The sequence below is a fragment of the Pseudomonas sp. BF-R-01 genome (assembly GCF_019946615.1).
GTDB classification, from domain to species: Bacteria; Pseudomonadota; Gammaproteobacteria; order Pseudomonadales; family Pseudomonadaceae; genus Aquipseudomonas; species Aquipseudomonas migulae.
Genome location: NZ_JAGYFX010000050.1, coordinates 20,869 through 47,150 on the forward strand (window position 1 = coordinate 20,869; position 26,282 = coordinate 47,150).

The window sequence follows — 26,282 nt, forward strand, 5'->3', positions numbered from 1 at the left end:
CTAAGCACCAGTTTGCCAGATGTTTCAGTGATGTCCTTGCGGGCATCTTCGCGGGCGAGCCTCGCTCCTACAGGATTTACGCATACCTGTAGGAGTGAGGCTTGCCCGCGAAAGCATCAGCGCAGACACCGCAAGGCAATGGGCCGCTTAGGGATATCGACCATGCAATGGATGTTCATGCTGATAGGGCTGGTGCTGGGCTGGATACTCGACGAGTCGTTCAGCGACGCGCTGTTGGGTGCGTTACTCGGGTTGGGTATCGGCCAGGCCATTCGCATCGGCCGTTTGGGTTCACAGGCGGCTGAACAGCGCGCTCTGCTGGAGCAGGCGCAGGTCGCACTGAATGCGGTCCAGCAACGCCTGGCCACGCTGGAGGTGTCTGGCGTCAAGGCGCCTGAAACCAGCGAGCCGCTTGCCGAGGAACCGCTTGCCAGCGAACCGGCCCCGTCCCCCGTATTCATTCTCGAAGAAGTCCCTGTCTCTTCCCCGGAGATGGTCTGGGAACTCCCGCCCGAACTCGAACCGATCACCGCGACAGCGACGCAAACCAGCCGTCCGCTGCCCGACGATGCCTGGAAATCCGAACCGGTTGCCCGCGAGCCCGCCGTCCCGCGCGGCCCGAACTTCATCGAGCGCGCCATCAGCGGTGCCCGTAACTGGCTGTTCGGTGGCAACACCGTGCTGCGGGTCGGTGTGGTGCTGTTGTTCCTCGGTCTGGCGTTTCTGCTGCGCTATGCCACCGAAGGCATGGTGGTGCCGATCGAACTGCGTTACGCCGGGGTGGCGGCGGCTGCGTTGGCCCTGCTCGGTCTGGGCTGGTGGCTGCGTCATCGCAACACTAACTATGCGTTGATGCTGCAAGGCACCGGGATCGCCGTGTTGTACCTGGCGGTGTTCGCGGCCATGCGTTTGCATCCGCTGCTTGATCCGACGGCGGCGCTCGGGCTGCTGGTGGCGGTGACGGTGTTCTCGGCCATTCTGGCCATCACTCAAGACTCGCTGGCACTGGCGTGCGCCGCCGCGTTGGGCGGTTTCGCCGCGCCGATCCTGACGTCCACCGGCGCCGGCAACCATGTCGCGCTGTTCAGCTATTTCGCCTTGCTCAACGCCGGCATTCTCGCCATCGCCTGGTTCAAGGCCTGGCGGCTGCTCAACCTGATCGGCTTTGTCGGCACCTTCGGCATCGGTTTCGCCTGGGGCCTGCGCTCCTACACACCGGAGCTGCTGTGGAGCACCGAGCCGTTCCTGATTGTGTTTTTCCTGATGTACCTGGCCATCGGGCTACTGTTTGCACGGCGCAAGTTGCTGGAAATGAGCGACGCGCCCGAGGACGACAGTCGCGAGGCGCTGCTGCACTGGTCGGCACGCAAAGGTGACTACGTCGACGGGACGATGTTGTTTGGCCCGCCGCTGGTGGGTTTCGGTTTGCAGTTCGCGCTGGTCCAGCATCTGGAGTTCGCTGCCGCTTTCAGTGCATTGGCGCTGGGCATGATTTACATGGGCCTGGCCCGCTTGCTGATGGGTGGCCGAGCGTTGTTGCTAGCGGAAACCTGTCTGGCGTTGGGCGTGATCTTCGCCAGTCTGGCGATCCCGTTGGGGCTTGATGCGCGCTGGACAGCGGCCGCTTGGGCGGTGGAAGGCGCCGGGATTTTCTGGCTCGGATTGCGTCAGCAACGACCGCTGGCGCGCGCCTTTGCATTGCTGCTGCAACTGGGTTCGGCGCTGGCGTTCCTCAGTGAGCTGCGGTTCGGCGAAAGCAGCCTGCTGGAAGGTGCGCCGCTGGGCGCGTTGATGCTCGGCGTGGCGCTGCTGTTCAGTTTCTACCAACTGCGCAACGCCTTGCCTGAGCAGACGTTGGCGTGGGAGCGCAAAGGCTTGCCGGTGCTGGCCTGCCTCGGTTTGACCTTCCTCTATCTGCTGGCGCCGCTGTTCTTCTTTACCCACGGCACGGCGATCAGTTGGGCGCTGGCCGGTCTGGCGACGTTGTTTGTCGGTTTGCGCCTGCAATCGCGCACCTTCCTCTTCACCGCGTTCGCTGTGCAATTACTGGGCGGCGCGTTGTTCCTGCTGCGACTGCAAGGTGCGAGCGGTGAGTCTGGCGCGGTGTTCAGCGCGGGTTGGAGCGGTTTGCTCAGCGCGTCGCTGATCGGCCTGGCGTTGATCGCCGGTATGTTGCTGGCCGCCCGCGATGACATGGTGCGCAGCGATGCTCGGCTGTTGCGCGGTTTGTCGGTGGTGTTGCTGGCCGGCCTGGTGCTGATCAACCTCGCTGTTCTGTTCGTGCTGCCGTGGCAAACCGCAAGTGCGGTGTGGGCGGCCAGTGGTCTGTTCATTATCTGGCTGAGCCTTTATCTGAAGCAGCGCGTGAGTTTCGTCTTCGGTCTGCTGTTGCAGGTGATTGGCGGGGCGGCGTTCCTGTTCGCCGGGCCGGACCTGCTGGGGCCGCTGGCCAGCGAAGGGTTGAAACCATTGGCGCATAGCGGATTCTGGACGCCGTTGGTGCTGGGGCTGGCGGCGTTGGTCGGCGCCTGGCGCTTGCAGCTCGGCAACCATGCTTCGGCGTTCGATGTCCTGAGTTTGCAGCGTTTGTCCGAAGTGCTGCTGGTGTGGGGCGCGGGTTGGTGGGCGTTGGCGTGGATCAGTGAAGTGCTGCGTTTTGCACCGATGAATCTTCAGGCGACGTTGCTACTGGCAGTCGCGGCGCTGAGCGTCGCGCTGTGGGCCGTGTTGGCGTTGCGCCTGAAATGGCCGTCGCTGGGTTTGCTCTGCACTTTGCTGATTCCTGTGGCGGGTGTGGTATTGCTCGGGGCATGGCACGCGCGTTACCACCCGGCGGCTGACTTCGGCTGGCTCGCCTGGGCGGCGGTGTTCGTCGTGCATTTCATCTCGCTGCGGCGTCTGGCGCCGATGCTCCCCGAGCGGGCTTTGAGCACCGCTCATGTACTCGGTTGCTGGCTGTTGATCGGTGTGCTGGCGCTGGAGTTGCGTTACGGGTTGCTGCTGTTGTCCGAGCAATACAACGCCTGGCGTTGGTTGGGTTGGGCGATTCTGCCAAGTGTTTATCTGGTGTTGATGGCCGCACCGCGTGCCTGGCCGTGGCCGGTGTCGGCTTATCCGCGCGAGTATCGACTGTACGCGGCGGCGCCGCTGGCCTTGCTCATGCTCGGCTGGTTCTGGCTGGCGAACATTGTCAGCGACGGCACCGCCGAGCCGCTGCCCTATGTGCCGCTGATCAATCCGCTGGAGTTGGGGCTGCTGTTTGCGCTGTTCGGCGTTTACGTGTGGGCCCGCAGCGCCGTGACGCAATTGGCAATCCGCAAGGACATCTTCGATCACGCCACGCAGCTGATCGCGGGTGTTTCGCTGTTCGCGTTTTTCACCGCGCTGGTGAATCGCACGGCTCACCATTGGGGCGGCGTACCGTTCGAGCTGGATTTGCTGCTCGCGTCGATGCAGGTGCAGGCCGGTCTGTCGATCGTCTGGACCTTGATGGCTCTGAGTCTGATGATCGGCGGCCATCTGCGCCATCGTCGTGAAGTCTGGCTGATCGGCGCGGCGCTGATCGGTGTGGTGGTCGCGAAACTGTTCTTTGTCGAATTGAGTAACCGTGGCGGACTCGCCCGGATCGTCTCGTTTATCGGTGTTGGCGTGTTGCTGTTGGTGGTGGGCTATTTCGCCCCGTTGCCGCCCAAGCGCGTCGACGCTACGCCGGAATCTGGAAAACCGGCCCCGGAAACCGAAGGAGTGTCGTCTTGAGTCAGAAGCTGAACCTGGTCTGGTTGGGCGCTGTTGCGTTGGGCGTGGCGCTGTCGGCCAACGCGCAGGAAAAACCGGCGGACTTCGCCACGCAAGTGCCGTTGACCGTGAGCGGCGAAGGTCCGTGGTATCGCCTCGAATTGCCCTTGGCCGTGCAACTGAATGCGCGACAAACCGACCTCAGCGATGTGCGCGTGTTCAACGCGGCCGGCGAGGCTCAGGCCTACGCTGTGGCGCGGGAGACCGCGAAAACCGGCGAAACCCCCACCCTGACCGACGTGAAATGGTTCCCGTTGTACAACTCGGCGGACGCCACCGAGCGCACGCCGAGTGTGCGGGTGCAATCGAGCGCCAATGGCACGCTGGTCGAAGTGCAGCCGTCGAGTCAGCTGGAGGTGGGCGAAGAAGTGCTGAGCGGTTGGCTGCTCGACGCCAGCGGCATCAAGGCACCGTTGCAGCAATTGATCCTCGACTGGACCAGCGAGCGCGATGGCTTCCAGCGTTTCAGCATCGAAGCCAGCGACGATTTGCAGCATTGGCAGTCGTGGGGTGACGGGCAGGTGGCGCGGCTGACGTTTGCCGACGAGCGGGTCGAGCAGCATGAGGTCGGCTTGCCGGGACAATCAGCGCGTTATCTGCGCTTGTTGTGGAACACGCCGCAATCGGCGCCGATATTGACCTCGGCGCAACTGCAAAGCGCCAGCACGCGCAGCCTGCCGCTGCCATTGGTCTGGTCGCAACCGTTAGCGGGCGCCAGCGTGAAGGCGGGTGAATACACCTGGCAATTGCCGATGGGTTTGAACGTCGAGCGCTTGCAGGTCGAGCTGAATCAGCCAAACAGCCTGGCGCCGGTGACGTTGTCCGGTCGTCGGGAAAGCAGCCTGCCGTGGCAGCCGTTGAGCAGTGGTTTGCTCTATCGCCTGACCCAGAGTGGCCAGGACGTGGTGCAGAACGAATTGCAGTTGCCGGGGCAAACCGTGCAGCAGTTGAAGTTGACGGTGGACGAGCGCGGCGGTGGCTTGGGCGCCGAGGCGCCGACGGTGCGTTTCGCTGTGCGTTCGACGCAACTGGTGTTCCTGGCACGCGGCGCCGGGCCTTATACGCTGGCGCTGGGCAGTGCGACGGTGAAAGCGGCGAATCTGCCGCTGGCAACGCTGATTCCGGATTACAGCGCGGCGAAGTGGGCGGCGTTGGGCAAGGCTACGGTGTCGGGCGGGGTGGTAGAGACGCCGAGCTCCACGCTCACATCCGTTGCACAGGCTGAACCGAACTGGAAGAAGTTCGGGTTGTGGGCGGTGTTGTTGCTGGGGGTTTTGTTTTTGGCGGCGATGGCGTTCAGCTTGTTGCGTAAACCTCCGGCCAATTCCTGAGAAAGGCTGGCGCTGCGCGCCATTCGCGGGCAAATGTACGCGCTCCACTGTAGGAGCGAGGCTTGCCCGCGAAGACTGACTGTCAGGCACCAAAAATCTCAAAACTGCCACCTGTCGCCGGCCCACATCCGGCCGGTTTCGATCTACGCTAAACCCGGCACATGAACTCTGTTGGACGTATCACGTCTGATAGGAGGAAATACGCCCCGACTCGCGTTAAACTGCGCGGGTTTTTAGCCCCCCATTCCACCGGAGCCTTCCATGTCCCGCGTTACCCTGAGTCGCTATTTGATTGAGCAGACCCGTAGCAACAACACCCCTGCCGATCTGCGTTTCCTGATCGAAGTGGTGGCGCGCGCCTGTAAAGAAATCAGCCACGCCGTCTCCAAAGGCGCCCTGGGTGGTGTTCTGGGCAGCATGGGCACTGAAAACGTCCAAGGTGAAGTGCAGAAGAAGCTGGACGTGATGTCCAACGACATCCTGCTCGAAGCCAACGAATGGGGCGGTCACCTGGCCGGCATGGCGTCCGAAGAAATGGACAATGCCTACCAGATCCCGGGCAAATACCCGAAAGGCGCGTACCTGCTGGTATTCGACCCGCTGGACGGTTCGTCGAACATCGACATCAACGCACCGGTCGGTACGATCTTCTCGGTGCTGCGTTGCCCGAACGAATACCTGACCCAGAACGAGCCTTTGAACGAAAAGGCCTTCCTGCAGCCAGGCGCTCAGCAGGTTGCCGCCGGTTACGCGATCTACGGTCCACAGACCATGCTGGTGCTGACCCTGGGCAATGGCGTCAAAGGCTTCACCCTGGACCGTGAAATGGGCAGCTTCGTACTGACCCATGAAGACATCACGATCCCGGAGTCCACTCAGGAATTCGCGATCAACGCCTCCAACCAGCGTCACTGGGAAGCGCCGGTACAGCGTTACGTCAGCGAATTGCTGGCTGGCGATGAAGGCCCGTTGAAAAAGAACTACAACATGCGCTGGGTTGCCGCGATGGTTGCCGACGTGCACCGCATCCTGACCCGTGGCGGTCTGTTCATGTACCCACGCGACAGCCGTGAGCCGTCGAAGCCGGGCAAACTGCGTCTGATGTACGAAGCCAACCCGATGTCGTTCCTGGTTGAACAGGCGGGCGGCGTGTCCACCGACGGCCACCAGCGCATCCTCGACATTCAACCGGAAGGTCTGCACCAGCGCGTAGCGGTGTTCCTCGGTTCGAAAGAAGAAGTCGCACGCGTCACGGCTTACCACAAGGAATAAACATGACCGCGCCCTGGCAGCCGTTGCTCGAATGGTGGTTCGGAAATTCCGAATCGCCGAACGAAGTAGCGGCTGAGAAGGGCAGGTTATGGTTCGGCAAGCACGACAGCCAGGACCTCGAAGCGCAGTCGCGTTTCGGGGACTGGGTCGAGCAGGCACTGGCCGGCGGATTGACTGACTGGGCGCAACGCCCGGAAGGTTGGCTGGCCTTGGTGCTGCTGCTCGATCAACTGCCGCGAATGATCTTTCGCGAAACACCCAAATCCTTTTCCGGCGATCTCAGGGCTCAGGCACTGGTGGCGCAAGGCATTGCTGCGGATTTCGATCGGCAGTTGAAGCCGATTCAGCGGGTGTTCATCTATCTGGTGTTCGAGCACTGCGAGAATCTGGCGGTGCAGAATGAGGCCGTCTCACGCTATATCGATCTGGTGGCGCAACAGCCGGAGGGCGACCGGAAACTCTTTAGCAATTATCTGAGCTACGCCGAGAAGCACCAGCAGGTGATTGCGCGGTTTGGACGGTTTCCGCATCGCAATGCGGTGTTGGGAAGGGAGTCTACGGTTGAGGAGTTGGTGTTTCTTTCGCAGCCTGGGTCAAGGTTCTAAATTTTCATTGCGGCTGATGCCGTCATCGCGAGCAGGCTCGCTCCCACATGGATCTTCGTAACGCTGGAGATCCACTGTGGGAGCGAGCCTGCTCGCGATGAGGCCCGCAAGAGCGCCTTAAATCCTGAAGCTACCGACCAATTGCTTAAGACGCGCCGCCTGCTGCTCCAGATCGGAACACGCCCGCAACGTCGCCTGCAAATTCTCCACCCCTTCCTGGTTCAGCGTGTTGATCTCGGTAATGTCGACATTGATCGACTCCACCACCGCAGTCTGCTCTTCCGTCGCCGTGGCCACGGACTGGTTCATCCCGTCGATCTCGCCAATCCGCTGCGTCACGCTACCCAGACGCTCGCCCGCCTGATTGGCGATCCCAACGCTGCTTTCACTCTGACGCTGGCTGTCGGTCATGGTGCTCACCGCTTCACGGGCGCCGACTTGCAGCTCCTCGATCATCTTCTGCACTTGCTGCGCCGAGTCCTGGGTGCGGTGGGCGAGGTTGCGCACTTCGTCTGCCACCACGGCAAAACCGCGCCCGGCTTCACCGGCACGGGCGGCTTCGATGGCGGCGTTCAGCGCCAGCAGGTTGGTCTGCTGCGAGATACTGGTGATCACTTCCAGAATCTGCCCGATGTTCACCGTGTTGCTGTTGAGCGTTTCGATGTTGCCGCACGAATCGCTGATCTTCGCCGAGAGCTGCTGCATCGCCGCGATGGTTTTATCCACCACTTGCTGACCGTCTTCGGCCAAGGCGCGTGCATCGCTGGAATGCTGCGAGGCGAGGGCGGCGTTCTGGGCGATTTCCTGAGCGGCTGCGCCCAGTTCATTGATGGCGGCGGCCACGCTGCTGGTGCGCGAGGCTTGCTGATCGGAGTTGAACATCGACGAGTTGGACGCGGCGACAACGCGCAGGGCGACTTCGTTGACCTGGCCGGTGGCCGAGGACACTTCGCGGATCGAGGTGTGAATACGCTCGACAAAGCGGTTGAACGAAGTACCCAGCGCGCCGAATTCGTCGTGGCCGTGAATGGTCAGGCGTTTGGTCAAGTCACCTTCACCTTCGGCGATGTCATGCATGGCGCGGCCCATGGTCAGCAGCGGCTGCATCAGGAAACTGATCAGCATGCCCAGCAGCGCGATGATGATCACCACCGCGATAACCATGGCGATGATCGCCGAGGTGCGGAACTCGCTGAGCATCGAGAACGCGGTGTCCTGATCCAGCACCAGCGCCACATACCAATCCGCCGACGGCACGCCGTTGACGTGAGTGAAGGAGATGAACTGGCGTTTGCCGTCGATCTCGACCTCTTTCATGCCCGGGCTGACTTGCGGTGCGCCGTTCGGGTAGGCCTCGGCGAGGTTCTTGAGCACCAGTTTGCTGTCCGGGTGGATCAGGATCTTGCCGTCGGCGCTGACGATAAACGCATGGCCGTGACCGCCGAAGTTCAGCGAGTTGATGATCGCGCTGACGCTGGACAGGTCAATGTCGGCGCCGGCGACGCCGATCATCTGGTTCTGATGCTTCACCGGTGTGGCCACGGTGATCACCAGTTTGCCGGAGGACGCAGCGATGTACGGCTCGGTGACGATGGTCTGTTGCGCGCCGTTGGCCGCCTTGTACCAGCCACGCGCGCGAGGGTCGTAATCGGCAGCGCGATTGCCGGCCGGAACCGAGAACATCACGCCGTCAGTGCCGCCGAAGTAGCTCAGCTGGAAATTGCTGGTGTAGGCCGGCAAGTCGATGGCGCGCTTGAGGCTGGCCTGGGCGCTGCCGTCCACGGCGATCTGCTGGGACAACGATTGCAACAGCTGGATGCGGCTTTCCAGCCAGGTTTGAATGTTGCTGGTGGTCAGGCTGCCGAGTTCCTGCATCGACGATTCGGTACTGCTGCGCAAGGTCTGGCGCTGGCGGTAGTCGTTGAAGAGGATGAAACAGGCGAATGCAACGGCCACCACGAGGGCAGCAGCCAACAAGATTTTGTGGCTGAACTTCATGTTTCTGGTCATTAAATGAACTACCGCGGAGGTGCTGGTCGACAAGGGGCGTCAATTTGCCACAGGAACGGGCTTTGCGCTGCCTTTTATGTCGACTGAGCGGCGCCAAAGATTAGGCGAATTCTGTCAAAACCGACGAAATGCTCAACAACACGAGAAAGTGGCTGATTTTTCGGCAAAAGGCAGACGAGCGGCCCGATAAATAGGCGCTCGGTCAGGGAACCAGACAGGGGTTTTCTCTTCTAAGCTTCAGCTTGGCTGTCATGCCATTCCCCTTTGTCCCAGGAGCTACACAATGTCGCTGCGTTCCATCGCCCTGCTTTCGTTCTGCGTCTTGCTGGCCGCGTGCGGCAAAATCAATCAGGAAAACTACTCCAAGTTGTCGACAGGCATGGCCAAGGCCGAGGTGGAAACCTTGCTGGGCAAACCTACCGACTGCGCGGGCGCGCTCGGCATGTCCAGTTGCACCTGGGGCGACAAGAACAGCTTTATCAGCGTGCAGTACGCCGGTGACAAAGTGTTGATGTTTTCCGGCCAAGGCCTGAAGTAAACCGGGGCGATACGCCCACGGGAGAAAAACAATGAAGCGGTTATTGATCCTCCTTTTTGCCAGCCTGGTATTGGCCGGCTGCGCCACTTCTGGTGAAAATCCGTTGGCGCCGAAAACGGTCAACAGCGTCAATCTCAAGAAGTACCAAGGGACCTGGTACGAGTTGGCGCGTCTGCCGATGTATTTCCAGCGCAACTGCGCGCAATCCGAAGCGCATTACACGCTCAAGCCGGACGGTAACATCCTGGTGCTGAATCGCTGCCTGACGGCGGATTGGCAATGGGAAGAGGCCAAGGGCACGGCTTATCCACAGGTGCCGGGCAAGACTGACAAGTTGTGGGTCGAGTTCGATACCTGGTTTTCGCGGTTGATACCGGGCGTGGCGAAGGGCGAGTACTGGGTGTTGTTCGTCAGCGAAGACTACAAGACTGCGATCGTCGGCGACCCGAGCCGCCGCTATCTGTGGCTGCTGTCGCGAACCCCGACGGTCAACGGTGTAGTGCGCGAAGAACTGCTGAGCAAGGCGCGTCAGCAGGGGTATGACACCACGCGGCTGATCTGGCGTGCGACGGATACGCAGATGGCCAAGACCTCTAACTGATCACGCACCCTTTGTAGGAGCCGGCTTGCCGGCGATGGGGCCGTCATGTTCAACATCACTGTTGACAGACAGTCCGCCATCGCCGGCAAGCCGGCTCCTACAAGGGTTTGTGTTAACCCAAGAGGTCGCGCAGGACCAGGGTGAACGCGCGGTTACTTTCTTCTTCTGCGGCATGTCGCCCATCGCGCACAACCCACTGGCCATTGACCAGCACATCGCGCACCTGGCGATCGCCGCCGGCAAACAACCAACGATTGAGAATCCCGTCGCCACTGGCGGTCGCCAGGTACGGATCGTTGCCGTCCAGCACCAGCCAATCTGCCCGTTTGCCAACTTCCAGCGCACCGATCGGCTGCCCCATCGCCTGCGCGCCGCCGTCGAGTGCCGCGTCGTACAGCGTACGGCCGACCATCGGTTGATCCGCGCCATACAACCGGTTGCGCCGCTGATCGCGCAGGCGCTGGCCGTATTCCAGCCAGCGCAATTCTTCCACCACGCTCAGCGACACATGGCTGTCAGAACCGATGCCCATGCGCCCGCCTTGAGCGAGGAAGTCCACCGCCGGGAAAATCCCGTCGCCGAGGTTGGCTTCGGTGGTCAGGCACAAACCGGCAATGGCGCGACTCTTGGCCATCAGCGTGACTTCTTCCGGGTTGGCGTGGGTCGCGTGGACCAGGCACCAGCGTTGGTCGACTTCGGTGTTTTCGTACAGCCATTGCAGCGGCCGGCGACCGCTCCAGCTCAGGCAGTCGTCGACTTCCTTCTGCTGCTCGGCGATGTGAATGTGCACCGGGCACTGCTTGTCGCTGGCCGCCAGCACTTCGCTGATCTGCTGCGGTGTTACCGCACGCAACGAGTGGAAACACAGACCCAGCGATTGGGCCGGTTGCTGCGCCAGGATCGGCTGCAAACGCGACTGGAGCTTGAGGTAGTTTTCAGTGCTGTTGATAAAGCGACGCTGACCGTCGTTCGGCGTCTGGCCGCCGAAACCGGAATGGCTGTAGAGCACCGGCAGCAGGGTCAAACCGATGCCGGCGGAGCTGGCCGCCTGGCTGATGCGTAGCGCCAGTTCGGCCGGATCTGCATACGGTTGGCCACTTGTGTCGTGGTGCACGTAATGAAATTCCGCCACCGAGGTGTAACCGGCCTTGAGCATTTCGATGTACAGCTGCCGGGCGATCACGCCGAGTTGGTCGGGGCTGATTTTTCCGACGAGACGGTACATCAAATCGCGCCAGGTCCAGAAACTGTCGTTCGGATTACCGGCCACTTCCGCCAGCCCGGCCATCGCTCGCTGGAATGCGTGGGAGTGCAGATTCGGCATGCCTGGCAGCAGCGGACCGCTTAGCCGTTCGGCGCCATCTGCGTGGGAATCGGCCTGGATATGGGTCAAAACGCCGTCGGCGCTGACCTCAAGACGTACATTGTTGGCCCATCCACTAGGCAGCAGCGCGCGTTCGGCAAAGAAGGCGGACATGGTTCAGCACCCCATCGTGTGTTATTTGTATATACATATACAGACGTTTGCCTGCCCGGTAAACTCCGGCAAGCTAGCAACCTCTACCAAATGAACAAGGATTAACCGTGCCGACTCCGCCTGCAGTGTCACCGTTGGCCGCGAACATGGGCGACAGTCCGGCGCCCTTGTACGCCCGCGTCAAACAGATGATTACCCAGCAAATCGACAGTGGAAACTGGCCGCCGCACTACCGCGTTCCGTCGGAAAGCGAGCTGGTCAGCCAACTCGGTTTCAGCCGCATGACCATCAACCGCGCGCTGCGCGAGATGACTGCCGACGGTCTGTTGGTGCGTATGCAAGGCGTCGGCACGTTCGTCGCCGAACCGAAAAGCCAGTCCGCGCTGTTCGAAGTGCACAACATCGCCGACGAAATCGCCTCCCGTGGCCATCGCCATACCTGCAAGGTCATTACCCTTGAAGAAGAGGCCGCTGGTTCCGAGCGCGCCCTGGCGCTGGACATGCGTGAAGGTCAAAAGGTCTTCCATTCGCTGATCGTGCATTTCGAAAACGATATTCCGGTGCAAATCGAAGACCGTTTCGTCAACGCGCTGGTCGCCCCGGACTACCTCAAGCAGGACTTCACCCTGCAAACGCCTTACGCCTATCTGAACCAGGTCGCTCCGCTGACCGAAGGCGAACATGTGGTCGAGGCGATTCTGGCCGAGGCCAGCGAGTGCAAGTTGCTGCAGATTGAGAAAGGCGAGCCGTGCCTGCTGATTCGTCGCCGCACCTGGTCTGGCCGTCAGCCAGTGACCGCCGCCCGTTTGATCCACCCTGGTTCCCGTCATCGTCTGGAAGGTCGGTTTCATAAATGAGTCAGATAAAGGTTTTACGTGCCGTTGATTACCCGCGCATGCCGTGGAAAAACGGCGGCGGCAGCACTGAAGAAATCACCCGCGATGCGGGTACTGGCCTGGATGGTTTCGGCTGGCGCCTGTCGATTGCCGATATTGGTGAGTCGGGCGGCTTCTCGACGTTCACTGGCTATGAGCGAGTGATCACCGTGCTGCAAGGCGACGGCATGACCTTGCGCGTCGATGGCCAGGACACGCATCCGTTGTTACCGCTGGAACCGTTTGCGTTCAGTGGCGAGAGCCAGGTGTCGTGCACTCTGCTTGGCGGGCCGATTCGCGACTTCAACCTGATTTATGCGCCGCAGCGTTACAGCGCACGGTTGCAGTGGCTGGACGGCGTGCAACGGTTTTTCAGTTCGGCGGGCACGGTGTTGGTGTTCAGTGTCGGCGAGGCGCTGGAAGTGCAGGTCGGTAACAACACCCAGCAATTGGGTCGCCATGACTGCCTGCAACTCGACGGTAATAACAGCCTGCTGGAAGTCTCCAGTGTCGGCCCGTGCTGTGTGGTCGAGCTGACTGCACGCTGATCCAAAATCCTTTCGCGGGCAAGCCTCGCTCCTACAGTGGACCGCAGATCCCCTGTAGGAGCGAGGCTTGCCCGCGAAGTTTTTCCACCGATCAAATCCGTTCCCTAATGCGCACCACTTTGTTACCGAACGCCCCAGCGTGGCGCAAAACCACGCTCAAGTAACAACAGTCCTCCCCTCCGCAAAATCCTCCCGAAAAATTTCATCTTCTCCAAAACCCTTGATCCAGGGGGCTTCCAGCCTTCCAAAAACTTTTCTTGAACACCCATCCAACAAGTTGGCCGCTTGATTGCATATGCTTGTATGTACAAGTAAAGACGTATGCGTATGAGTCGATCGAGACTCTCCGCAGCGTCCACTGATTCGCTTGTGTCGCGTTGACGCGCACAGGCTGGCTTACCCACCGCCAGGGTTGGTTTGAATTGATCGCTGAGGAGTCTTTTTCGTGACTGACAATACCCAGAAACCTACTAAGTTTCGTGACGTTGAAATCCGTGCCGCCCGCGGTAACAAGCTGACCGCCAAGAGCTGGCTGACCGAAGCGCCGCTGCGCATGCTGATGAACAACCTCGACCCGGAAGTCGCCGAGAACCCTAAAGAGCTGGTGGTTTACGGTGGTATCGGTCGTGCGGCGCGTAACTGGGAATGCTACGACAAGATTGTCGAAAGCCTGACCAACCTGAACGAAGACGAGACCCTGCTGGTGCAATCCGGCAAGCCGGTCGGCGTGTTCAAGACCCACGCCAACGCCCCGCGCGTACTGATCGCCAACTCCAACCTGGTGCCACACTGGGCGAGCTGGGAACACTTCAACGAACTCGACGCCAAAGGCCTGGCCATGTACGGCCAGATGACCGCCGGCAGCTGGATCTACATCGGTAGCCAGGGCATCGTTCAAGGCACCTACGAAACCTTCGTCGAAGCCGGTCGCCAACACTACAACGATGACCTCAAAGGTCGTTGGGTCCTGACCGCAGGCCTGGGCGGCATGGGCGGCGCTCAACCTCTGGCTGCAACCCTGGCCGGCGCTTGCTCGCTGAACATCGAATGCCAACAGGTCAGCATCGACTTCCGTTTGAACAGCCGCTACGTCGACGAGCAAGCCAAAGACCTCGACGACGCCCTGGCCCGCATCGAGAAATACACCAAGGAAGGCAAAGCGATTTCCATCGCCCTGCTGGGGAACGCCGCTGAAATCCTGCCGGAACTGGTCCGTCGCGGTGTGCGTCCGGACATGGTCACCGACCAGACCAGCGCCCACGACCCGCTCAACGGTTACCTGCCGGCCGGCTGGACCTGGGAAGAGTACCGCGCTCGTGCCAAGACCGAGCCTGCTGCCGTGGTGAAAGCCGCCAAGCAATCGATGGCCGTGCACGTTAAAGCGATGCTGGATTTCCAGAAAATGGGCATCCCGACTTTCGACTACGGCAACAACATCCGTCAGATGGCCCAGGAAGAAGGCGTGGAAAACGCATTCGACTTCCCAGGCTTCGTACCGGCTTACATCCGTCCGCTGTTCTGCCGTGGCATCGGCCCGTTCCGTTGGGCTGCACTGTCGGGCAACGCCGAAGACATCTACAAAACCGACGCCAAGGTCAAAGAACTGATCCCGGACGACGCCCACCTGCACAACTGGCTGGACATGGCGCGCGAGCGCATCAGCTTCCAGGGTCTGCCGGCGCGTATCTGCTGGGTTGGCCTGGGTCTGCGCGCCAAGCTCGGCCTGGCATTCAACGAAATGGTACGCAGCGGTGAATTGTCCGCGCCAATCGTGATCGGCCGCGACCACCTGGACTCCGGTTCGGTGTCGAGCCCGAACCGCGAAACCGAATCGATGCAAGACGGTTCCGATGCCGTGTCCGACTGGCCACTGCTCAACGCCCTGCTCAACACCGCGAGCGGCGCGACCTGGGTTTCCCTGCATCACGGCGGCGGCGTCGGCATGGGCTTCTCCCAGCATTCCGGCATGGTGATTGTCTGCGACGGTACTGACGAAGCGGCCGAGCGTATCGCCCGCGTTCTGCACAACGACCCGGCCACCGGCGTTATGCGTCACGCCGATGCGGGTTACCAGATCGCGATCGACTGCGCCAAGGAACAAGGGCTGAACCTGCCGATGATTACCGGTAAATAACGCAACACCTCTGTAGGAGCCAGCTTGCTGGCGATGGCGATTTACCTGATACATCAGGGTGCCTGAATCGCCGGCAAGCCGGCTCCTACAAAGATTTTTACCAACCCGGAAGAACAATCCACAGAGGTTGAATCATGGCTGTTAACAACGATCGTGCAGGCAGCAAACCGTTGATCGAGAAACGTTCGATCGACTACATCCCGGAAGTGGAAAGACACGGTCGTCTGTTCAGCCAGTTCACGCTGTGGATGGGTGCCAACCTGCAAATCACCGCGATTGTCACCGGGGCCCTGGCCGTGGTGCTGGGCGGTGACGTGTTCTGGTCGTTGATCGGTCTGTTGATCGGTCAACTGCTCGGCGGCGGGGTGATGGCGCTGCATGCTGCGCAAGGGCCCAAGCTTGGCCTGCCGCAGATGATCTCCAGCCGTGTGCAGTTCGGCGTTTATGGCGCGGCGATCCCGATCGTGCTGGTGTGCCTGATGTACCTGGGTTTCACCGCAACGGGCACCGTGCTGTCCGGTCAGGCGCTGGGCCAGTTGTTTGGCGTCAGTGACACCGTCGGTATCCTCATCTTCGCCAGTGTCATCGTGCTGGTCACGGTGCTGGGCTATCGGGTGATCCATTGGATTGGCCGTATTGCCAGCGTCATTGGTGTGATTGCCTTCGTTTACCTGTTCAGCCGTTTGATGAGCCAGACTGACGTTGGCGCACTCCTGCAAATCCGCCACTTCAGCTGGAGCAGCTTCCTGCTGGCGGTGTCGCTCGCGGCGTCCTGGCAGATCGCCTTCGGTCCTTACGTGGCTGACTATTCACGCTACTTGCCGAGCAAGACTTCCTCGGTGAAAACCTTTTTCGCCGCGGGTGCAGGTTCGGTCATTGGCGCGCAGGTGGCGATGATCCTCGGCGTGTTTGCCGCCGCCTCGGCCAATGGGCAATTCGCCGGTCACGAAGTGGCCTACATCGTGGGTCTGGGTGGTACCGGTGCCACTGCTGCGCTGCTGTACTTCAGCATCGCGTTCGGCAAGGTCACCATCTCCACGCTGAACTCCTACGGCAGCTTCATGTGCATCGCGACCATCATCAGCGGTTTCCGTGGTGACCTGAAAGTAACGCGCTTGCAGCGTCTGCTGTTTGTGCTGGTCATCGTCGGTGCGGCGACCCTGATGGCGTTGCTCGGCCAGCATTCGTTCCTCGGTGCGTTCAAGTCCTTCATCCTGTTCTTGCTGGCGTTCTTTACCCCATGGAGCGCGATCAACCTGGTGGACTACTACTGCATCACCCGCGAGCGCTATGACGTGCCGGCGCTGTCCGATCCGAACGGTCGTTACGGTCGTTGGAACGTTCTGGGTATCAGCGTCTATGTTTTCGGTGTGCTGGTGCAGCTGCCGTTCATCTCCAGCAAGTTCTATACAGGTCCGCTGGTGGCCGCTCTGGGTGATGTGGATATCTCCTGGATCATCGGCCTGGTGGTTCCCGCCGCCCTGTATTACGTGTGTGCAAAAAAATGGCACGGCACAGTGCCCGATCAACTGATCCTGCCGGTCGAGCGGGACGTTATTACCGAACAAAAGCTGAATGTCGGTCGCGCTGCGGCGCAGGCCTGATTGGACGTGGACAGGGCTGGATGCCTCTTGACTGCCGTAAGCCAATTCATGATTAGGAGCGTCACAACAATGAAATCGAACAAGACCCTGCTGACCACATTGCTTTCCATGGGCCTGCTGGCCAGCGCCGGCGCCACTCAGGCAGCCGGTTGGTGCGAATCGGGCAAACCGGTGAAATTCGCCGGCCTGAACTGGGAAAGCGCCATGCTCCTGACCGACGTGCTGCAAGTCGTGCTGGAGAAAGGCTACGACTGCAAGACCGACAGCCTGCCGGGCAACTCCATCACCATGGAAAACGCCCTGAGCAGCAACGACATTCAAGTGTTTGCCGAAGAATGGGTCGGCCGCAGCGAAGTCTGGAACAAGGCCGAGAAGGCCGGCAAAGTTGTCGGTGTCGGCGCGCCAGTCGTGGGCGCAGTCGAAGGCTGGTACGTACCGCGCTACGTGATCGAAGGCGACGCCAAGCGCAAACTGGAAGCCAAGGCGCCGGACCTGAAAAACATTGCTGACCTGGGCAAGTATGCCGCCGTGTTCAAGGACGCCGAAGAGCCAGCCAAGGGCCGTTTCTACAACTGCCCGGCGGGCTGGACCTGTGAGCTGGACAACAGCGAAATGCTGAAAAGCTACGGCCTGGAAAGCAGCTACACCAACTTCCGTCCGGGCACCGGCCCGGCACTGGATGCCGCAGTGCTGTCGAGCTACAAGCGTGGCGAGCCGATCCTGTTCTACTACTGGTCGCCAACGCCGCTGATGGGCCAGGTTGACCTGGTGAAACTCGAAGAGAAGCCGGGCGTGGACAAGCGCGTGACCATCAAGGTCGGCCTGTCCAAGACCTTCCACGAGCAAGCCCCGGAACTGGTGGCCGTGCTGGAAAAGGTCAACCTGCCGATCGACCTGCTGAACCAGAACCTCGGGCGTATGGCCAAAGAGCGGATCGAGTCGCCAAAACTGGCCAAGATCTTCTTGAAGGAACATCCTGAAGTCTGGCACGCATGGGTGAGCGAAGACGCAGCCAAAAAGATCGACGCGGCCTTGTAGGTTGAGCTTCTCCGACTGCCGTCAGCGGCAGTCGGATGCTTGATCGCAACCCCTTGATTGAGAGTCTCTTATGTTTCCCGAAAGCTTTACCTTTTCCATCGCCGACTGGGTCAACGGTTGGGTCGATTCGCTGGTCACCAACTACGGCGATGTGTTCCGCAGCATCTCCGACACCCTGTTGTGGGCCATCGTCAATCTTGAAGGGCTGCTGCGTGCAGCGCCCTGGTGGCTGATGCTGGCGATCGTGGCGGGCGTTGCCTGGCACGCGACCCGCAAGGTCGTGACCACCTCCGTGATCGTCGGTTTGCTGTTCCTGGTGGGCGCGGTCGGCCTCTGGGACAAGCTGATGCAGACCCTCGCGCTGATGATGGTCGCGACGGTCATTTCGGTGCTGATCGGCATTCCGCTGGGCATTCTCTCGGCACGCAGCAATCGCCTGCGTTCGGTGCTGATGCCGTTGCTGGACATCATGCAGACCATGCCGAGCTTCGTGTACCTGATCCCGGTGCTGATGCTGTTTGGCCTGGGCAAGGTCCCGGCGATTTTCGCCACCGTGATCTACGCCGCGCCGCCGCTGATCCGCCTGACTGATCTGGGCATCCGCCAGGTCGACGGTGAAGTGATGGAAGCGATCAACGCCTTCGGTGCCAACCGCTGGCAGCAACTGTTTGGTGTGCAACTGCCGTTGGCCCTGCCGAGCATCATGGCCGGGATCAACCAGACCACCATGATGGCCCTGTCGATGGTGGTGATTGCCTCGATGATCGGTGCCCGTGGCTTGGGTGAAGATGTGTTGGTGGGGATTCAGACCCTCAACGTCGGACGCGGCCTTGAAGCCGGTCTGGCGATCGTGATTCTGGCAGTGGTGATCGACCGCATTACACAGGCGTACGGTCGTGCACGGCATGAGGTGAGCAAATGAGCAACGCAGCCATCAGCAAGATCGAAGTCAAAAACGTCTTCAAGATTTTCGGCAACCGTTCCAAAGAAGCGCTGGGCATGATCGGCCAGGGCAAGACCAAGGATCAGGTGCTGGCCGAAACCGGCTGCGTGGTCGGTGTGAACGACCTGTCGTTGAGCATTGGCAGCGGCGAGATCTTCGTGATCATGGGCCTGTCCGGTTCCGGCAAATCGACACTGGTGCGCCACTTCAACCGCCTGATCGACCCGACCAGCGGCGCGATCCTGGTGGATGGCGTGGACATCCTGCAATACGACATGGAAGCCCTGCGCGAATTTCGTCGTCGCAAGATCAGCATGGTATTCCAGAGCTTCGGCCTGTTGCCGCACAAGACCGTGGTGGACAACGTCGCCTACGGCCTGAAAGTGCGCGGCGAGAGCAAGCAGATGTGCACCGAACGCGCGCTGCACTGGATCAACACCGTGGGCCTCAAGGGCTACGAAAACAAATACCCGCATCAGCTCTCGGGCGGCATGCGTCAGCGTGTGGGCCTGGCACGTGCGTTGGCGGCGGACACCGACATTATCCTGATGGACGAAGCCTTCAGTGCGCTCGATCCGCTGATTCGCGCCGAGATGCAGGACCAGTTGCTGGAGCTGCAAAAGACCCTGCACAAGACCATCGTCTTCATTACCCACGACCTCGACGAGGCCGTGCGCATCGGCAACCGCATCGCGATCCTCAAGGATGGCCGCCTGATTCAGGTCGGCACCCCGCGAGAGATCCTGCATTCGCCGGCGGATGAGTATGTCGACCGGTTCGTACAGCGGCGGGCGGCGGTGGTTTAAAGGTTTGCGGCGTTTGTGCCGGCCCCATCGCGAGCAGGCTCGCTCCCACACCTGTAGGAGCGAGGCTTGCCCGCGAAGGCGCCGGTGAAGCTGCATCAATATTCAGGTTGTACGGTTGAGGTTAATGATGTCCCAGGCTGAAAAAATCGTTATCGCCGATGCCCCGTTGCGTTGGCAGGATGTGGTCGCGGTAGCCCGTCACGGCGCACAACTCGAGCTGTCGGCCCAGACCTGGGCACGCATCGACAATGCCCAGGCGATCGTCCAGCGCATCGTCACCAGCGGCGAACGCGCCTATGGCGTCAACACCGGTCTGGGCGCGCTTTGCAACGTATCGCTCAAAGACGAACAGCTCAGCCAACTGTCGCGCAACACCTTGCTCAGCCATGCCTGTGGCGTCGGCGCACCACTGGCCGACGAGCAGACCCGCGCGATCATGTGCGCAGCGATCCGCAACTACTCCCAGGGCAAATCCGGCATTCATCGGCAAGTGGTCGAAGCCTTGCTGGCGCTGCTCAATCGGGGCATCACCCCGCAAGTGCCGTCCCAGGGTTCGGTCGGTTACCTGACCCACATGGCACACATCGGCATCGCACTGCTGGGTGTCGGCAATGTCAGCTATCGCGGGCAGATTGTTTCCGCTCAACAGGCGCTGGCTGAAGAAGGCCTGCAACCTGTTCAACTCGGTGCCAAGGACGGTTTGTGCCTGGTCAACGGTACGCCGTGCATGAGCGGCCTCAGTTGCCTGGCGATTGCCGATGCGACGCGCCTGCTGCAGTGGGCCGACGTGATCAGTGCCATGAGCTTCGAAGCCCAGCGTGGCCAGATCGCTGCGTTCGACGCCGAGATCATCGCGCTCAAACCGCATCCGGGCATGCAACAGGTCGGGATCAACCTGCGGGCGCTGCTCGATGGCAGCGAAGTGATTGCCAGCAGCAAAGGCATTCGTACGCAGGATGCGCTGAGCATCCGGTCGATCCCGCAAGTCCACGGCGCCGCACGGGATCAACTGACCCACGCGATTCAACAGATCGAAACCGAGCTTAACGGCTGCACCGACAACCCGTTGCTGCTGGGCACACCGGACAACTTCCGCGTCATGTCCCAAGCAAACCCGCATGGCCAGTCGGTCGCGTTGGCGGCGGATTTGCTGGCGATTGCCATGGCCGAAATCGGCTCCATCGCCGAACGACGTCTGGACCGTTTGATCAACCCGCACGTCAGCGGTCTGCCGGCGTTCCTGGTGGCCAATCCGGGGGTGAACTCCGGGATGATGATCGTGCAATACGTCGCCGCTTCGCTGTGTGCGGAAAACCGCCAGTTGGCGCAACCGGCGGTGCTCGACAACTACGTCACTTCCGGCTTGCAGGAAGACCACCTGAGCATGGGCACCAACGCCGCGCTGAAGCTGCATCGCGCGCTGGAAAACTGCACGCAGATCCTCGCCATCGAGTACCTGCTGGCGGCCCAGGCTTTTGAATTCCTCAAAGAGCAACGCTTCGGCGCCGGCACCGATGCGGCGTGGCGTCTGCTGCGTGAGCGTGTTCCGGCCTACGACCAGGATCGCTGGCTGGCGCCGGACATCGCCGCCGCTGCCGGCGTATTGAAAGACTCGAATTTGCTGCACAAGGCTTTACCGAATCTGAACTGATTTCCACACAACACCAACGTGCCAAGGCGCGGCTCCCAAAAAGCGAGTCGCGACGGACAACGGATATCTCCGGAGCGTCTGGTGAGTCTTCTTCGTTTATGAAGAATAAAAACTCTCAAAAGGAGCACAAAATGACTGCACTAAACCTGATCCCCGGCCAACTGAGCCTTGCCCAACTGCGTGATGTCTATCAGCAACCGGTCAAAATCACCCTCGATAACAGCGCTGCTGCCCAGATCGAAGCCAGCGTTGCCTGCGTGGAACAGATCCTCGCCGAGAACCGTACCGCTTACGGCATCAACACCGGTTTCGGCCTGCTGGCCTCGACCCGCATCGCCAGCGAAGACCTCGAAAACCTGCAGCGCTCGTTGGTGCTGTCCCACGCTGCCGGCGTCGGCGAGCCGATCAGCGACGCGTTGGTGCGTCTGGTCATGGTGCTCAAGGTCAACAGCCTGAGCCGTGGTTTCTCCGGTATTCGTCGCGTGGTCATCGACGCGCTGATCGCCCTGATCAACGCCGAGGTTTACCCGCACATTCCATTGAAAGGTTCGGTCGGTGCCTCCGGCGACCTGGCGCCATTGGCCCACATGTCGCTGGTGCTGCTGGGTGAAGGCAAGGCTCGTTACAAAGGCGAGTGGATGGAAGCGACCGAAGCGCTGAAAGTCGCCGGTCTGACCCCGCTGACCCTGGCCGCGAAAGAAGGTCTGGCGCTGCTCAACGGTACTCAGGTGTCCACCGCTTACGCGCTGCGTGGTCTGTTTGAAGGTGAAGATCTGTTCGCGGGCGCCCTGGCTCTGGGCGGCCTGACCGTCGAAGCGGTGCTGGGTTCGCGCTCGCCGTTCGACGCCCGCATCCACGCCGCCCGTGGCCAGAAAGGCCAGATCGACGCCGCTGCCGCGTACCGCGACTTGCTGGGCGAGCGCAGTGAAGTGTCCGATTCGCACGAGAACTGCGAAAAGGTCCAGGACCCGTACTCCCTGCGCTGCCAGCCGCAAGTCATGGGCGCCTGCCTGACCCAGTTCCGTCAGGCTGCCGAAGTCTTGGCCGTCGAAGCCAACGCCGTTTCGGATAACCCGCTGGTGTTCGCTGCTGAAGGTGACGTGATCTCTGGCGGTAACTTCCACGCCGAACCTGTCGCGATGGCCGCCGACAACATGGCCCTGGCCATCGCTGAAATCGGCTCGCTGAGCGAACGCCGCATCTCGCTGATGATGGACAAGCACATGTCGCAACTGCCGCCGTTCCTGGTGGCCAATGGCGGCGTGAACTCCGGTTTCATGATCGCCCAGGTGACCGCTGCGGCACTCGCCAGCGAGAACAAGGCGTTGTCCCATCCGCATTCGGTGGACAGCCTGCCGACCTCCGCCAACCAGGAAGACCACGTGTCGATGGCTCCGGCTGCCGGCAAGCGTCTGTGGGAAATGGCCGAGAACACCCGTGGCATCCTCGCGGTGGAATGGCTGGCCGCCGCTCAAGGCCTGGACCTGCGCGACGGTCTGAAGACCTCGCCGAAACTGGAAAAGGCTCGGGCGATTCTGCGTAAAGAAGTGCCGTTCTATGAGAAGGACCGCTTCTTTGCGCCGGACATCAATGCGGCCAGCGAGTTGTTGGCGACGCGTTGCCTGAATGAACTGGTATCGGCGAAGTTGCTGCCTAGTCTGTGATGGCCTCTTCGCGGGCAAGCCTCGCTCCTACCTTGTAGGAGCGAGGCTTGCCCGCGAACCGATTTTGAACATTGTGGAGATTACGGGATGAAAACTCTCTGGCAACACTGCCACGTCGCAACCATGGCGCAAGGCGTCTACTCGATCATCGAGGACGCGGCCATCGTGACGTCCGGTGCGCACATTGAGTGGATCGGCCCACGTGCTGAACTGCCGGCGGGTGAATATCCGGCCGTCAACGATTTGAACGGGGCCTGGGTTACGCCGGGCCTGATCGACTGCCACACCCACACGGTGTTTGGCGGTAACCGCAGCGGTGAATTCGAACAGCGTCTGCAAGGCGTCAGCTATGCGGAAATCGCCGCGGCCGGCGGCGGCATCGCCAGCACCGTGCGCGCCACGCGCGCGGCCAGTGAAGACGAGTTGTTCGCCAGCGCCGCCAAGCGGTTGAAGAGTTTGATGCGCGATGGCGTGACCAGCATCGAAATCAAATCCGGCTACGGTCTCGACCTGGCCAACGAACGCAAGATGCTGCGCGTGGCCCGCCGTCTCGGGGCCGAACTGCCGATCAGTGTGCGCAGCACCTGCCTGGCGGCCCACGCTTTGCCGCCGGAATACAAGGATCGCGCCGACGACTACATCGATCACATCTGCGCCGAGATGCTCCCGGCCCTGGCCGCCGAAGGGCTGGTGGATGCGGTGGATGCGTTTTGCGAATACCTGGCGTTCTCGCCGGCACAGGTCGAGCGCGTGTTCGTCACTGCGCAAAAACTGGGCTTGCCGGTGAAGCTGCATGCCGAGCAACTGTCGTCATTGCACGGTTCGAGCCTGGCGGCGCGTTATCACGCTCTGTCCGCCGATCACCTGGAATTCATGACCGAAGAAGACGCCATCGCCATGGCCGCGTCCGGCACGGTCGCCGTGTTGCTGCCCGGCGCGTTCTACTTCCTGCGTGAAACCCAATTGCCGCCGATGGATGCGTTGCGCAAACACGGGGTGAAAATCGCCATCGCCAGCGACCTTAACCCCGGCACTTCGCCGGCGCTGTCGCTGCGCTTGATGCTGAACATGGCTTGCACCTGTTTCCGCATGACCCCGGAAGAAGCCCTGGCCGGTGCGACGATTCATGCCGCCACCGCGCTGGGCATGGCCGACACCCATGGTTCGCTGGAAGCCGGCAAGGTCGCTGACTTCGTCGCCTGGCAAATCGATCGTCCCGCCGACCTGTCGTACTGGCTGGGCGGTGACCTGGAAAAACGCGTCGTGCGTCACGGCGTCGAAACAAGCGTTTAGGAGAGCAGTTGTGGATAAGGTTCTGAACTTCAAACAAGGCCGCGTGCCGCTGCTGATCAGCATGCCCCACGCCGGCGTGCGCCTGACCCCGGCGGTTGAAGCCGGGTTGATCCCCGACGCGAAAAGCCTGCCGGACACTGACTGGCATATCCCGAAACTCTACGAATTCGCTGCCGAACTGGGCGCCAGCACCCTGGCTGCCGAGTACTCGCGGTTTGTCATCGACCTGAACCGGCCTTCGGACGACAAACCGTTGTACGTCGGCGCCACCACCGGTTTGTACCCGGCGACGCTGTTCGACGGCATTCCGTTGTTCCGTGAAGGCATGGAACCGTCGGCGGCTGAGCGTGCGACGTATCTGGAGCAGGTCTGGACGCCGTACCACAGCACGTTGCAGAACGAGCTGGCTCGTATGAAAGCCGAATTCGGCTATGCATTGCTGTTTGATGCGCACTCGATCCGCTCGATCATCCCGCACCTGTTCGACGGCAAACTGCCGGACTTCAACCTCGGCACGTTCAACGGCGCCAGTTGCGATCCACAGTTGGCGACTCAACTGGAAGCGATCTGCGCCAGGCACACCGATTACAGCCATGTGCTGAACGGGCGCTTCAAGGGCGGCCACATCACCCGGCACTATGGCAATCCGGCGCAAAACATCCACGCCGTGCAACTGGAGTTGGGCCAGTGCACGTACATGGAAGAGTTCGAGCCGTTCCGTTATCGCCCGGACCTGGCAGAGCCGACGCAAGTGGTGCTCAAGGAGCTGCTGCAAGGGCTGCTGACCTGGGGCCAAAAACACTACAACGTCTGACCCTGGTGGGAGCGGGCTTGCTCGCGAAGGCGGTGTGTCAGACACCATTGATGTCGACTGACACACCGCTTTCGCGAGCAAGTCGAATCGTCGCACCGCCGCTCCCACAGGTAACGCGTTCACTTTAGTCGCCACCGTGCAAATCTCGGTCGCCACAGTTCGCTTTTACCCTCTCGACGCTGCGTAATGTTCTGGACACGGTGCATCAAGACACCGGACCCATAATAATTCTGCCGCACGAGATCATTCCCAATGAAAAGACTGTTGACCTGCTGTCTCTCAATCCTCTGCGGTACCGCTCTTCTGAGCACCCCTGTTCTGGCCAGTGACGATGCTTCCTGCAAAGCCGTGCGCATGGGCGTGGTCAACTGGACCGACGTCATCGCCACCAGCGGCATGGCCGACGTGTTGCTCAACGGCCTTGGCTACGAAAGCAAGCAAACCAGCGCCGTGCAGCAAATCATCTTCGCCGGCATCCGCGACAAGCGCCTGGACATCTTCCTCGGTTACTGGAAACCGGCGATGGACAAAAACATCGCGCCGTTCCTGGCCGCCAATCAAGTGAAGGTCCTGGAAAAACCGAGCCTGGCCGACGCCCAGGCAACCCTCGCCGTGCCGGAATACGTGGCCGAGGCGGGGCTGAAAACCTTTTCCGATATCGCCAAATTCAAAGACAAGCTCGGCGGCAAAATCTACGGCATCGAGCCGGGCAGTGGCGCCAACACCACGATCAAAACCATGATCGAGTCCAATCAGTTCGGCCTGAAGGATTTCAAACTGATCGAGTCCGGTGAGGCCGGCATGCTTGCCGCCGTGCAACGGGCGGTGAATCGCAAGGAGTTCGTGGTGTTCGTCGGCTGGACGCCGCACCCGATGAACATCAACATGAAAATCGCTTACCTGACCGGCAGCGAAGATGTTTACGGGCCGAACGAAGGCGCGGCGACGGTCTCCACCGTGACGTCTCCGGACTACGCCGAGCGTTGCCCGAACGTGAACCGCTTGCTGGAGAACCTGACCTTCACCGCCGCCCAGGAAAGCCAGCTGATGGTGCCGATCATGGAGCGCAAGACGCCGCAGGACGTGGCCAGGCAGTGGCTGCGTGATCATCCGCAAGACCTGCAGCGCTGGTTGGACGGTGTCAGCAGTTTTGATGGCAAGGATGGTGTTGCCACCGTACAAGCCAGCCTGAAAAACTGACCGTAACGCAAAACCCCTGTGGGAGCGAGCCTGCTCGCGATGGCGGTGGGTCAGTCAAAATTAATGCTGATTGACCCACTGCC

20 protein-coding genes and 1 pseudogene are annotated in these 26,282 nt (G+C 61.0%); 18 read left to right on the forward strand and 3 right to left on the reverse strand.

The genetic code is table 11. The annotated features are described in order from the left end of the window. Nucleotides 1–162 precede the first annotated feature (162 nt). From KGB27_RS18850 to KGB27_RS18865, 4 genes are all read left to right on the forward strand, one after another. Nucleotides 163–3,756 carry a DUF2339 domain-containing protein gene (locus KGB27_RS18850; RefSeq protein WP_223555733.1) on the forward strand — a complete coding sequence of 1,198 codons (3,594 nt, stop codon included), beginning with the start codon at nt 163–165 and terminating at the stop codon, nt 3,754–3,756. Further along, nucleotides 3,753–5,126, forward strand: coding sequence for a DUF3999 domain-containing protein (locus KGB27_RS18855; protein WP_223555735.1), 1,374 nt, complete (start codon nt 3,753–3,755; stop codon nt 5,124–5,126). Before KGB27_RS18850 ends, KGB27_RS18855 begins: the two co-directional genes overlap by 4 nt. A 261-nt stretch (nt 5,127–5,387) precedes the next feature. Next, a complete protein-coding gene (locus KGB27_RS18860) occupies nt 5,388–6,398 on the forward strand; it encodes a class 1 fructose-bisphosphatase (RefSeq protein ID WP_223555738.1) in 1,011 nt (336 codons plus the stop codon). Nucleotides 6,399–6,400: 2 nt separating this feature from the next. Next, complete coding sequence (locus KGB27_RS18865) at nt 6,401–7,003, forward strand: DUF924 family protein (protein ID WP_223555741.1); 603 nt, start codon at nt 6,401–6,403, stop codon at nt 7,001–7,003. 117 nt (nt 7,004–7,120) lie between these two features. On the opposite strand, the gene KGB27_RS31615 is transcribed toward KGB27_RS18865, so the two are convergent. Both KGB27_RS31615 and KGB27_RS31620 read right to left on the reverse strand, forming a co-directional pair. Beyond that, on the reverse strand, nt 7,121–7,885 hold the full coding sequence (locus KGB27_RS31615; protein WP_371927683.1) for a methyl-accepting chemotaxis protein: 765 nt from the start codon (nt 7,883–7,885) through the stop codon (nt 7,121–7,123). A 93-nt stretch (nt 7,886–7,978) separates the two neighbouring features. Continuing rightward, nucleotides 7,979–9,013, reverse strand: a pseudogene (locus tag KGB27_RS31620) (cache domain-containing protein); the annotation flags it as partial. A gap of 283 nt (nt 9,014–9,296) precedes the next feature. On the opposite strand from KGB27_RS31620, the gene KGB27_RS18875 reads away from it, so the two are divergent. Together KGB27_RS18875 and KGB27_RS18880 are read left to right on the forward strand one after the other, a co-directional pair. Continuing rightward, nucleotides 9,297–9,551 (forward strand): hypothetical protein, encoded by a 255-nt coding sequence (locus KGB27_RS18875; protein ID WP_008028040.1) that lies wholly within the window; start codon nt 9,297–9,299, stop codon nt 9,549–9,551. A gap of 31 nt (nt 9,552–9,582) precedes the next feature. Beyond that, a complete protein-coding gene (locus tag KGB27_RS18880; protein WP_192226834.1) occupies nt 9,583–10,152 on the forward strand; it encodes a lipocalin family protein in 570 nt (189 codons plus the stop codon). Nucleotides 10,153–10,264: 112 nt separating this feature from the next. On the opposite strand, the gene KGB27_RS18885 is transcribed toward KGB27_RS18880, so the two are convergent. Beyond that, the gene (locus tag KGB27_RS18885; protein WP_223555744.1) at nt 10,265–11,629 is read right to left on the reverse strand and encodes a formimidoylglutamate deiminase; all 1,365 of its coding nucleotides are present in this window, start codon (nt 11,627–11,629) and stop codon (nt 10,265–10,267) included. Nucleotides 11,630–11,775: 146 nt separating this feature from the next. Between KGB27_RS18885 and hutC the strand changes: the two genes are divergently transcribed. The 12 genes from hutC to KGB27_RS18945 all read left to right on the forward strand — a co-directional run bounded on the left by hutC (nt 11,776) and on the right by KGB27_RS18945 (nt 26,199). Further along, nucleotides 11,776–12,486 (forward strand): histidine utilization repressor, encoded by a 711-nt coding sequence (gene hutC, locus KGB27_RS18890; protein WP_172435301.1) that lies wholly within the window; start codon nt 11,776–11,778, stop codon nt 12,484–12,486. Continuing rightward, nucleotides 12,483–13,052: a HutD family protein gene (locus tag KGB27_RS18895; protein WP_223555747.1), complete on the forward strand. Its 570-nt coding sequence runs from the start codon at nt 12,483–12,485 to the stop codon at nt 13,050–13,052. Before hutC ends, KGB27_RS18895 begins: the two co-directional genes overlap by 4 nt. Before the next feature lie 445 nt (nt 13,053–13,497). After that, nucleotides 13,498–15,186 (forward strand): urocanate hydratase, encoded by a 1,689-nt coding sequence (gene hutU, locus KGB27_RS18900; RefSeq protein WP_008025267.1) that lies wholly within the window; start codon nt 13,498–13,500, stop codon nt 15,184–15,186. A gap of 134 nt (nt 15,187–15,320) precedes the next feature. Next, a complete protein-coding gene (locus KGB27_RS18905; protein WP_223555749.1) occupies nt 15,321–16,790 on the forward strand; it encodes a purine-cytosine permease family protein in 1,470 nt (489 codons plus the stop codon). A 69-nt stretch (nt 16,791–16,859) separates the two neighbouring features. Next, nucleotides 16,860–17,828: an ABC transporter substrate-binding protein gene (locus KGB27_RS18910; protein ID WP_008025265.1), complete on the forward strand. Its 969-nt coding sequence runs from the start codon at nt 16,860–16,862 to the stop codon at nt 17,826–17,828. Nucleotides 17,829–17,898: 70 nt separating this feature from the next. Then, on the forward strand, nt 17,899–18,750 hold the full coding sequence (locus KGB27_RS18915; protein ID WP_008025264.1) for an ABC transporter permease: 852 nt from the start codon (nt 17,899–17,901) through the stop codon (nt 18,748–18,750). Further along, nucleotides 18,747–19,577 (forward strand): glycine betaine/L-proline ABC transporter ATP-binding protein, encoded by an 831-nt coding sequence (locus KGB27_RS18920; protein WP_008036590.1) that lies wholly within the window; start codon nt 18,747–18,749, stop codon nt 19,575–19,577. The genes KGB27_RS18915 and KGB27_RS18920 overlap by 4 nt, the downstream gene beginning before the upstream one ends. A gap of 127 nt (nt 19,578–19,704) precedes the next feature. Further along, nucleotides 19,705–21,228, forward strand: a complete 1,524-nt coding sequence (hutH, locus tag KGB27_RS18925) for a histidine ammonia-lyase (RefSeq protein WP_192226837.1) — start codon at nt 19,705–19,707, stop codon at nt 21,226–21,228. A 131-nt stretch (nt 21,229–21,359) separates the two neighbouring features. Then, a complete protein-coding gene (hutH, locus tag KGB27_RS18930) occupies nt 21,360–22,892 on the forward strand; it encodes a histidine ammonia-lyase (protein ID WP_223415491.1) in 1,533 nt (510 codons plus the stop codon). 87 nt (nt 22,893–22,979) lie between these two features. Beyond that, the gene (gene hutI / locus KGB27_RS18935) at nt 22,980–24,185 is read left to right on the forward strand and encodes an imidazolonepropionase (protein WP_192226838.1); all 1,206 of its coding nucleotides are present in this window, start codon (nt 22,980–22,982) and stop codon (nt 24,183–24,185) included. A gap of 10 nt (nt 24,186–24,195) precedes the next feature. Further along, nucleotides 24,196–24,999: an N-formylglutamate deformylase gene (hutG, locus tag KGB27_RS18940; protein ID WP_223555752.1), complete on the forward strand. Its 804-nt coding sequence runs from the start codon at nt 24,196–24,198 to the stop codon at nt 24,997–24,999. Nucleotides 25,000–25,251: 252 nt separating this feature from the next. Next, nucleotides 25,252–26,199, forward strand: a complete 948-nt coding sequence (locus KGB27_RS18945) for a choline ABC transporter substrate-binding protein (RefSeq protein WP_223555754.1) — start codon at nt 25,252–25,254, stop codon at nt 26,197–26,199. Nucleotides 26,200–26,282: the final 83 nt, after the last annotated feature.

Bases quoted from the DNA above. Each gene is read 5' to 3' on its own strand.
- KGB27_RS18850 (WP_223555733.1), top strand. From the start codon at position 163: ATGCAATGGATGTTCATGCTGATAGGGCTGGTGCTGGGCTGGATACTC.
- KGB27_RS18860 (WP_223555738.1), top strand. From the start codon at position 5,388: ATGTCCCGCGTTACCCTGAGTCGCTATTTGATTGAGCAGACCCGTAGC.
- KGB27_RS18865 (WP_223555741.1), top strand. From the start codon at position 6,401: ATGACCGCGCCCTGGCAGCCGTTGCTCGAATGGTGGTTCGGAAATTCC.
- KGB27_RS31615 (WP_371927683.1), bottom strand. From the start codon at position 7,885: ATGTTCAACTCCGATCAGCAAGCCTCGCGCACCAGCAGCGTGGCCGCC.
- KGB27_RS18875 (WP_008028040.1), top strand. From the start codon at position 9,297: ATGTCGCTGCGTTCCATCGCCCTGCTTTCGTTCTGCGTCTTGCTGGCC.
- KGB27_RS18880 (WP_192226834.1), top strand. From the start codon at position 9,583: ATGAAGCGGTTATTGATCCTCCTTTTTGCCAGCCTGGTATTGGCCGGC.
- KGB27_RS18885 (WP_223555744.1), bottom strand. From the start codon at position 11,629: ATGTCCGCCTTCTTTGCCGAACGCGCGCTGCTGCCTAGTGGATGGGCC.
- hutC (WP_172435301.1), top strand. From the start codon at position 11,776: ATGGGCGACAGTCCGGCGCCCTTGTACGCCCGCGTCAAACAGATGATT.
- KGB27_RS18895 (WP_223555747.1), top strand. From the start codon at position 12,483: ATGAGTCAGATAAAGGTTTTACGTGCCGTTGATTACCCGCGCATGCCG.
- KGB27_RS18905 (WP_223555749.1), top strand. From the start codon at position 15,321: ATGGCTGTTAACAACGATCGTGCAGGCAGCAAACCGTTGATCGAGAAA.
- KGB27_RS18910 (WP_008025265.1), top strand. From the start codon at position 16,860: ATGAAATCGAACAAGACCCTGCTGACCACATTGCTTTCCATGGGCCTG.
- KGB27_RS18915 (WP_008025264.1), top strand. From the start codon at position 17,899: ATGTTTCCCGAAAGCTTTACCTTTTCCATCGCCGACTGGGTCAACGGT.
- KGB27_RS18920 (WP_008036590.1), top strand. From the start codon at position 18,747: ATGAGCAACGCAGCCATCAGCAAGATCGAAGTCAAAAACGTCTTCAAG.
- hutH (WP_192226837.1), top strand. From the start codon at position 19,705: ATGTCCCAGGCTGAAAAAATCGTTATCGCCGATGCCCCGTTGCGTTGG.
- hutH (WP_223415491.1), top strand. From the start codon at position 21,360: ATGACTGCACTAAACCTGATCCCCGGCCAACTGAGCCTTGCCCAACTG.
- hutI (WP_192226838.1), top strand. From the start codon at position 22,980: ATGAAAACTCTCTGGCAACACTGCCACGTCGCAACCATGGCGCAAGGC.
- KGB27_RS18945 (WP_223555754.1), top strand. From the start codon at position 25,252: ATGAAAAGACTGTTGACCTGCTGTCTCTCAATCCTCTGCGGTACCGCT.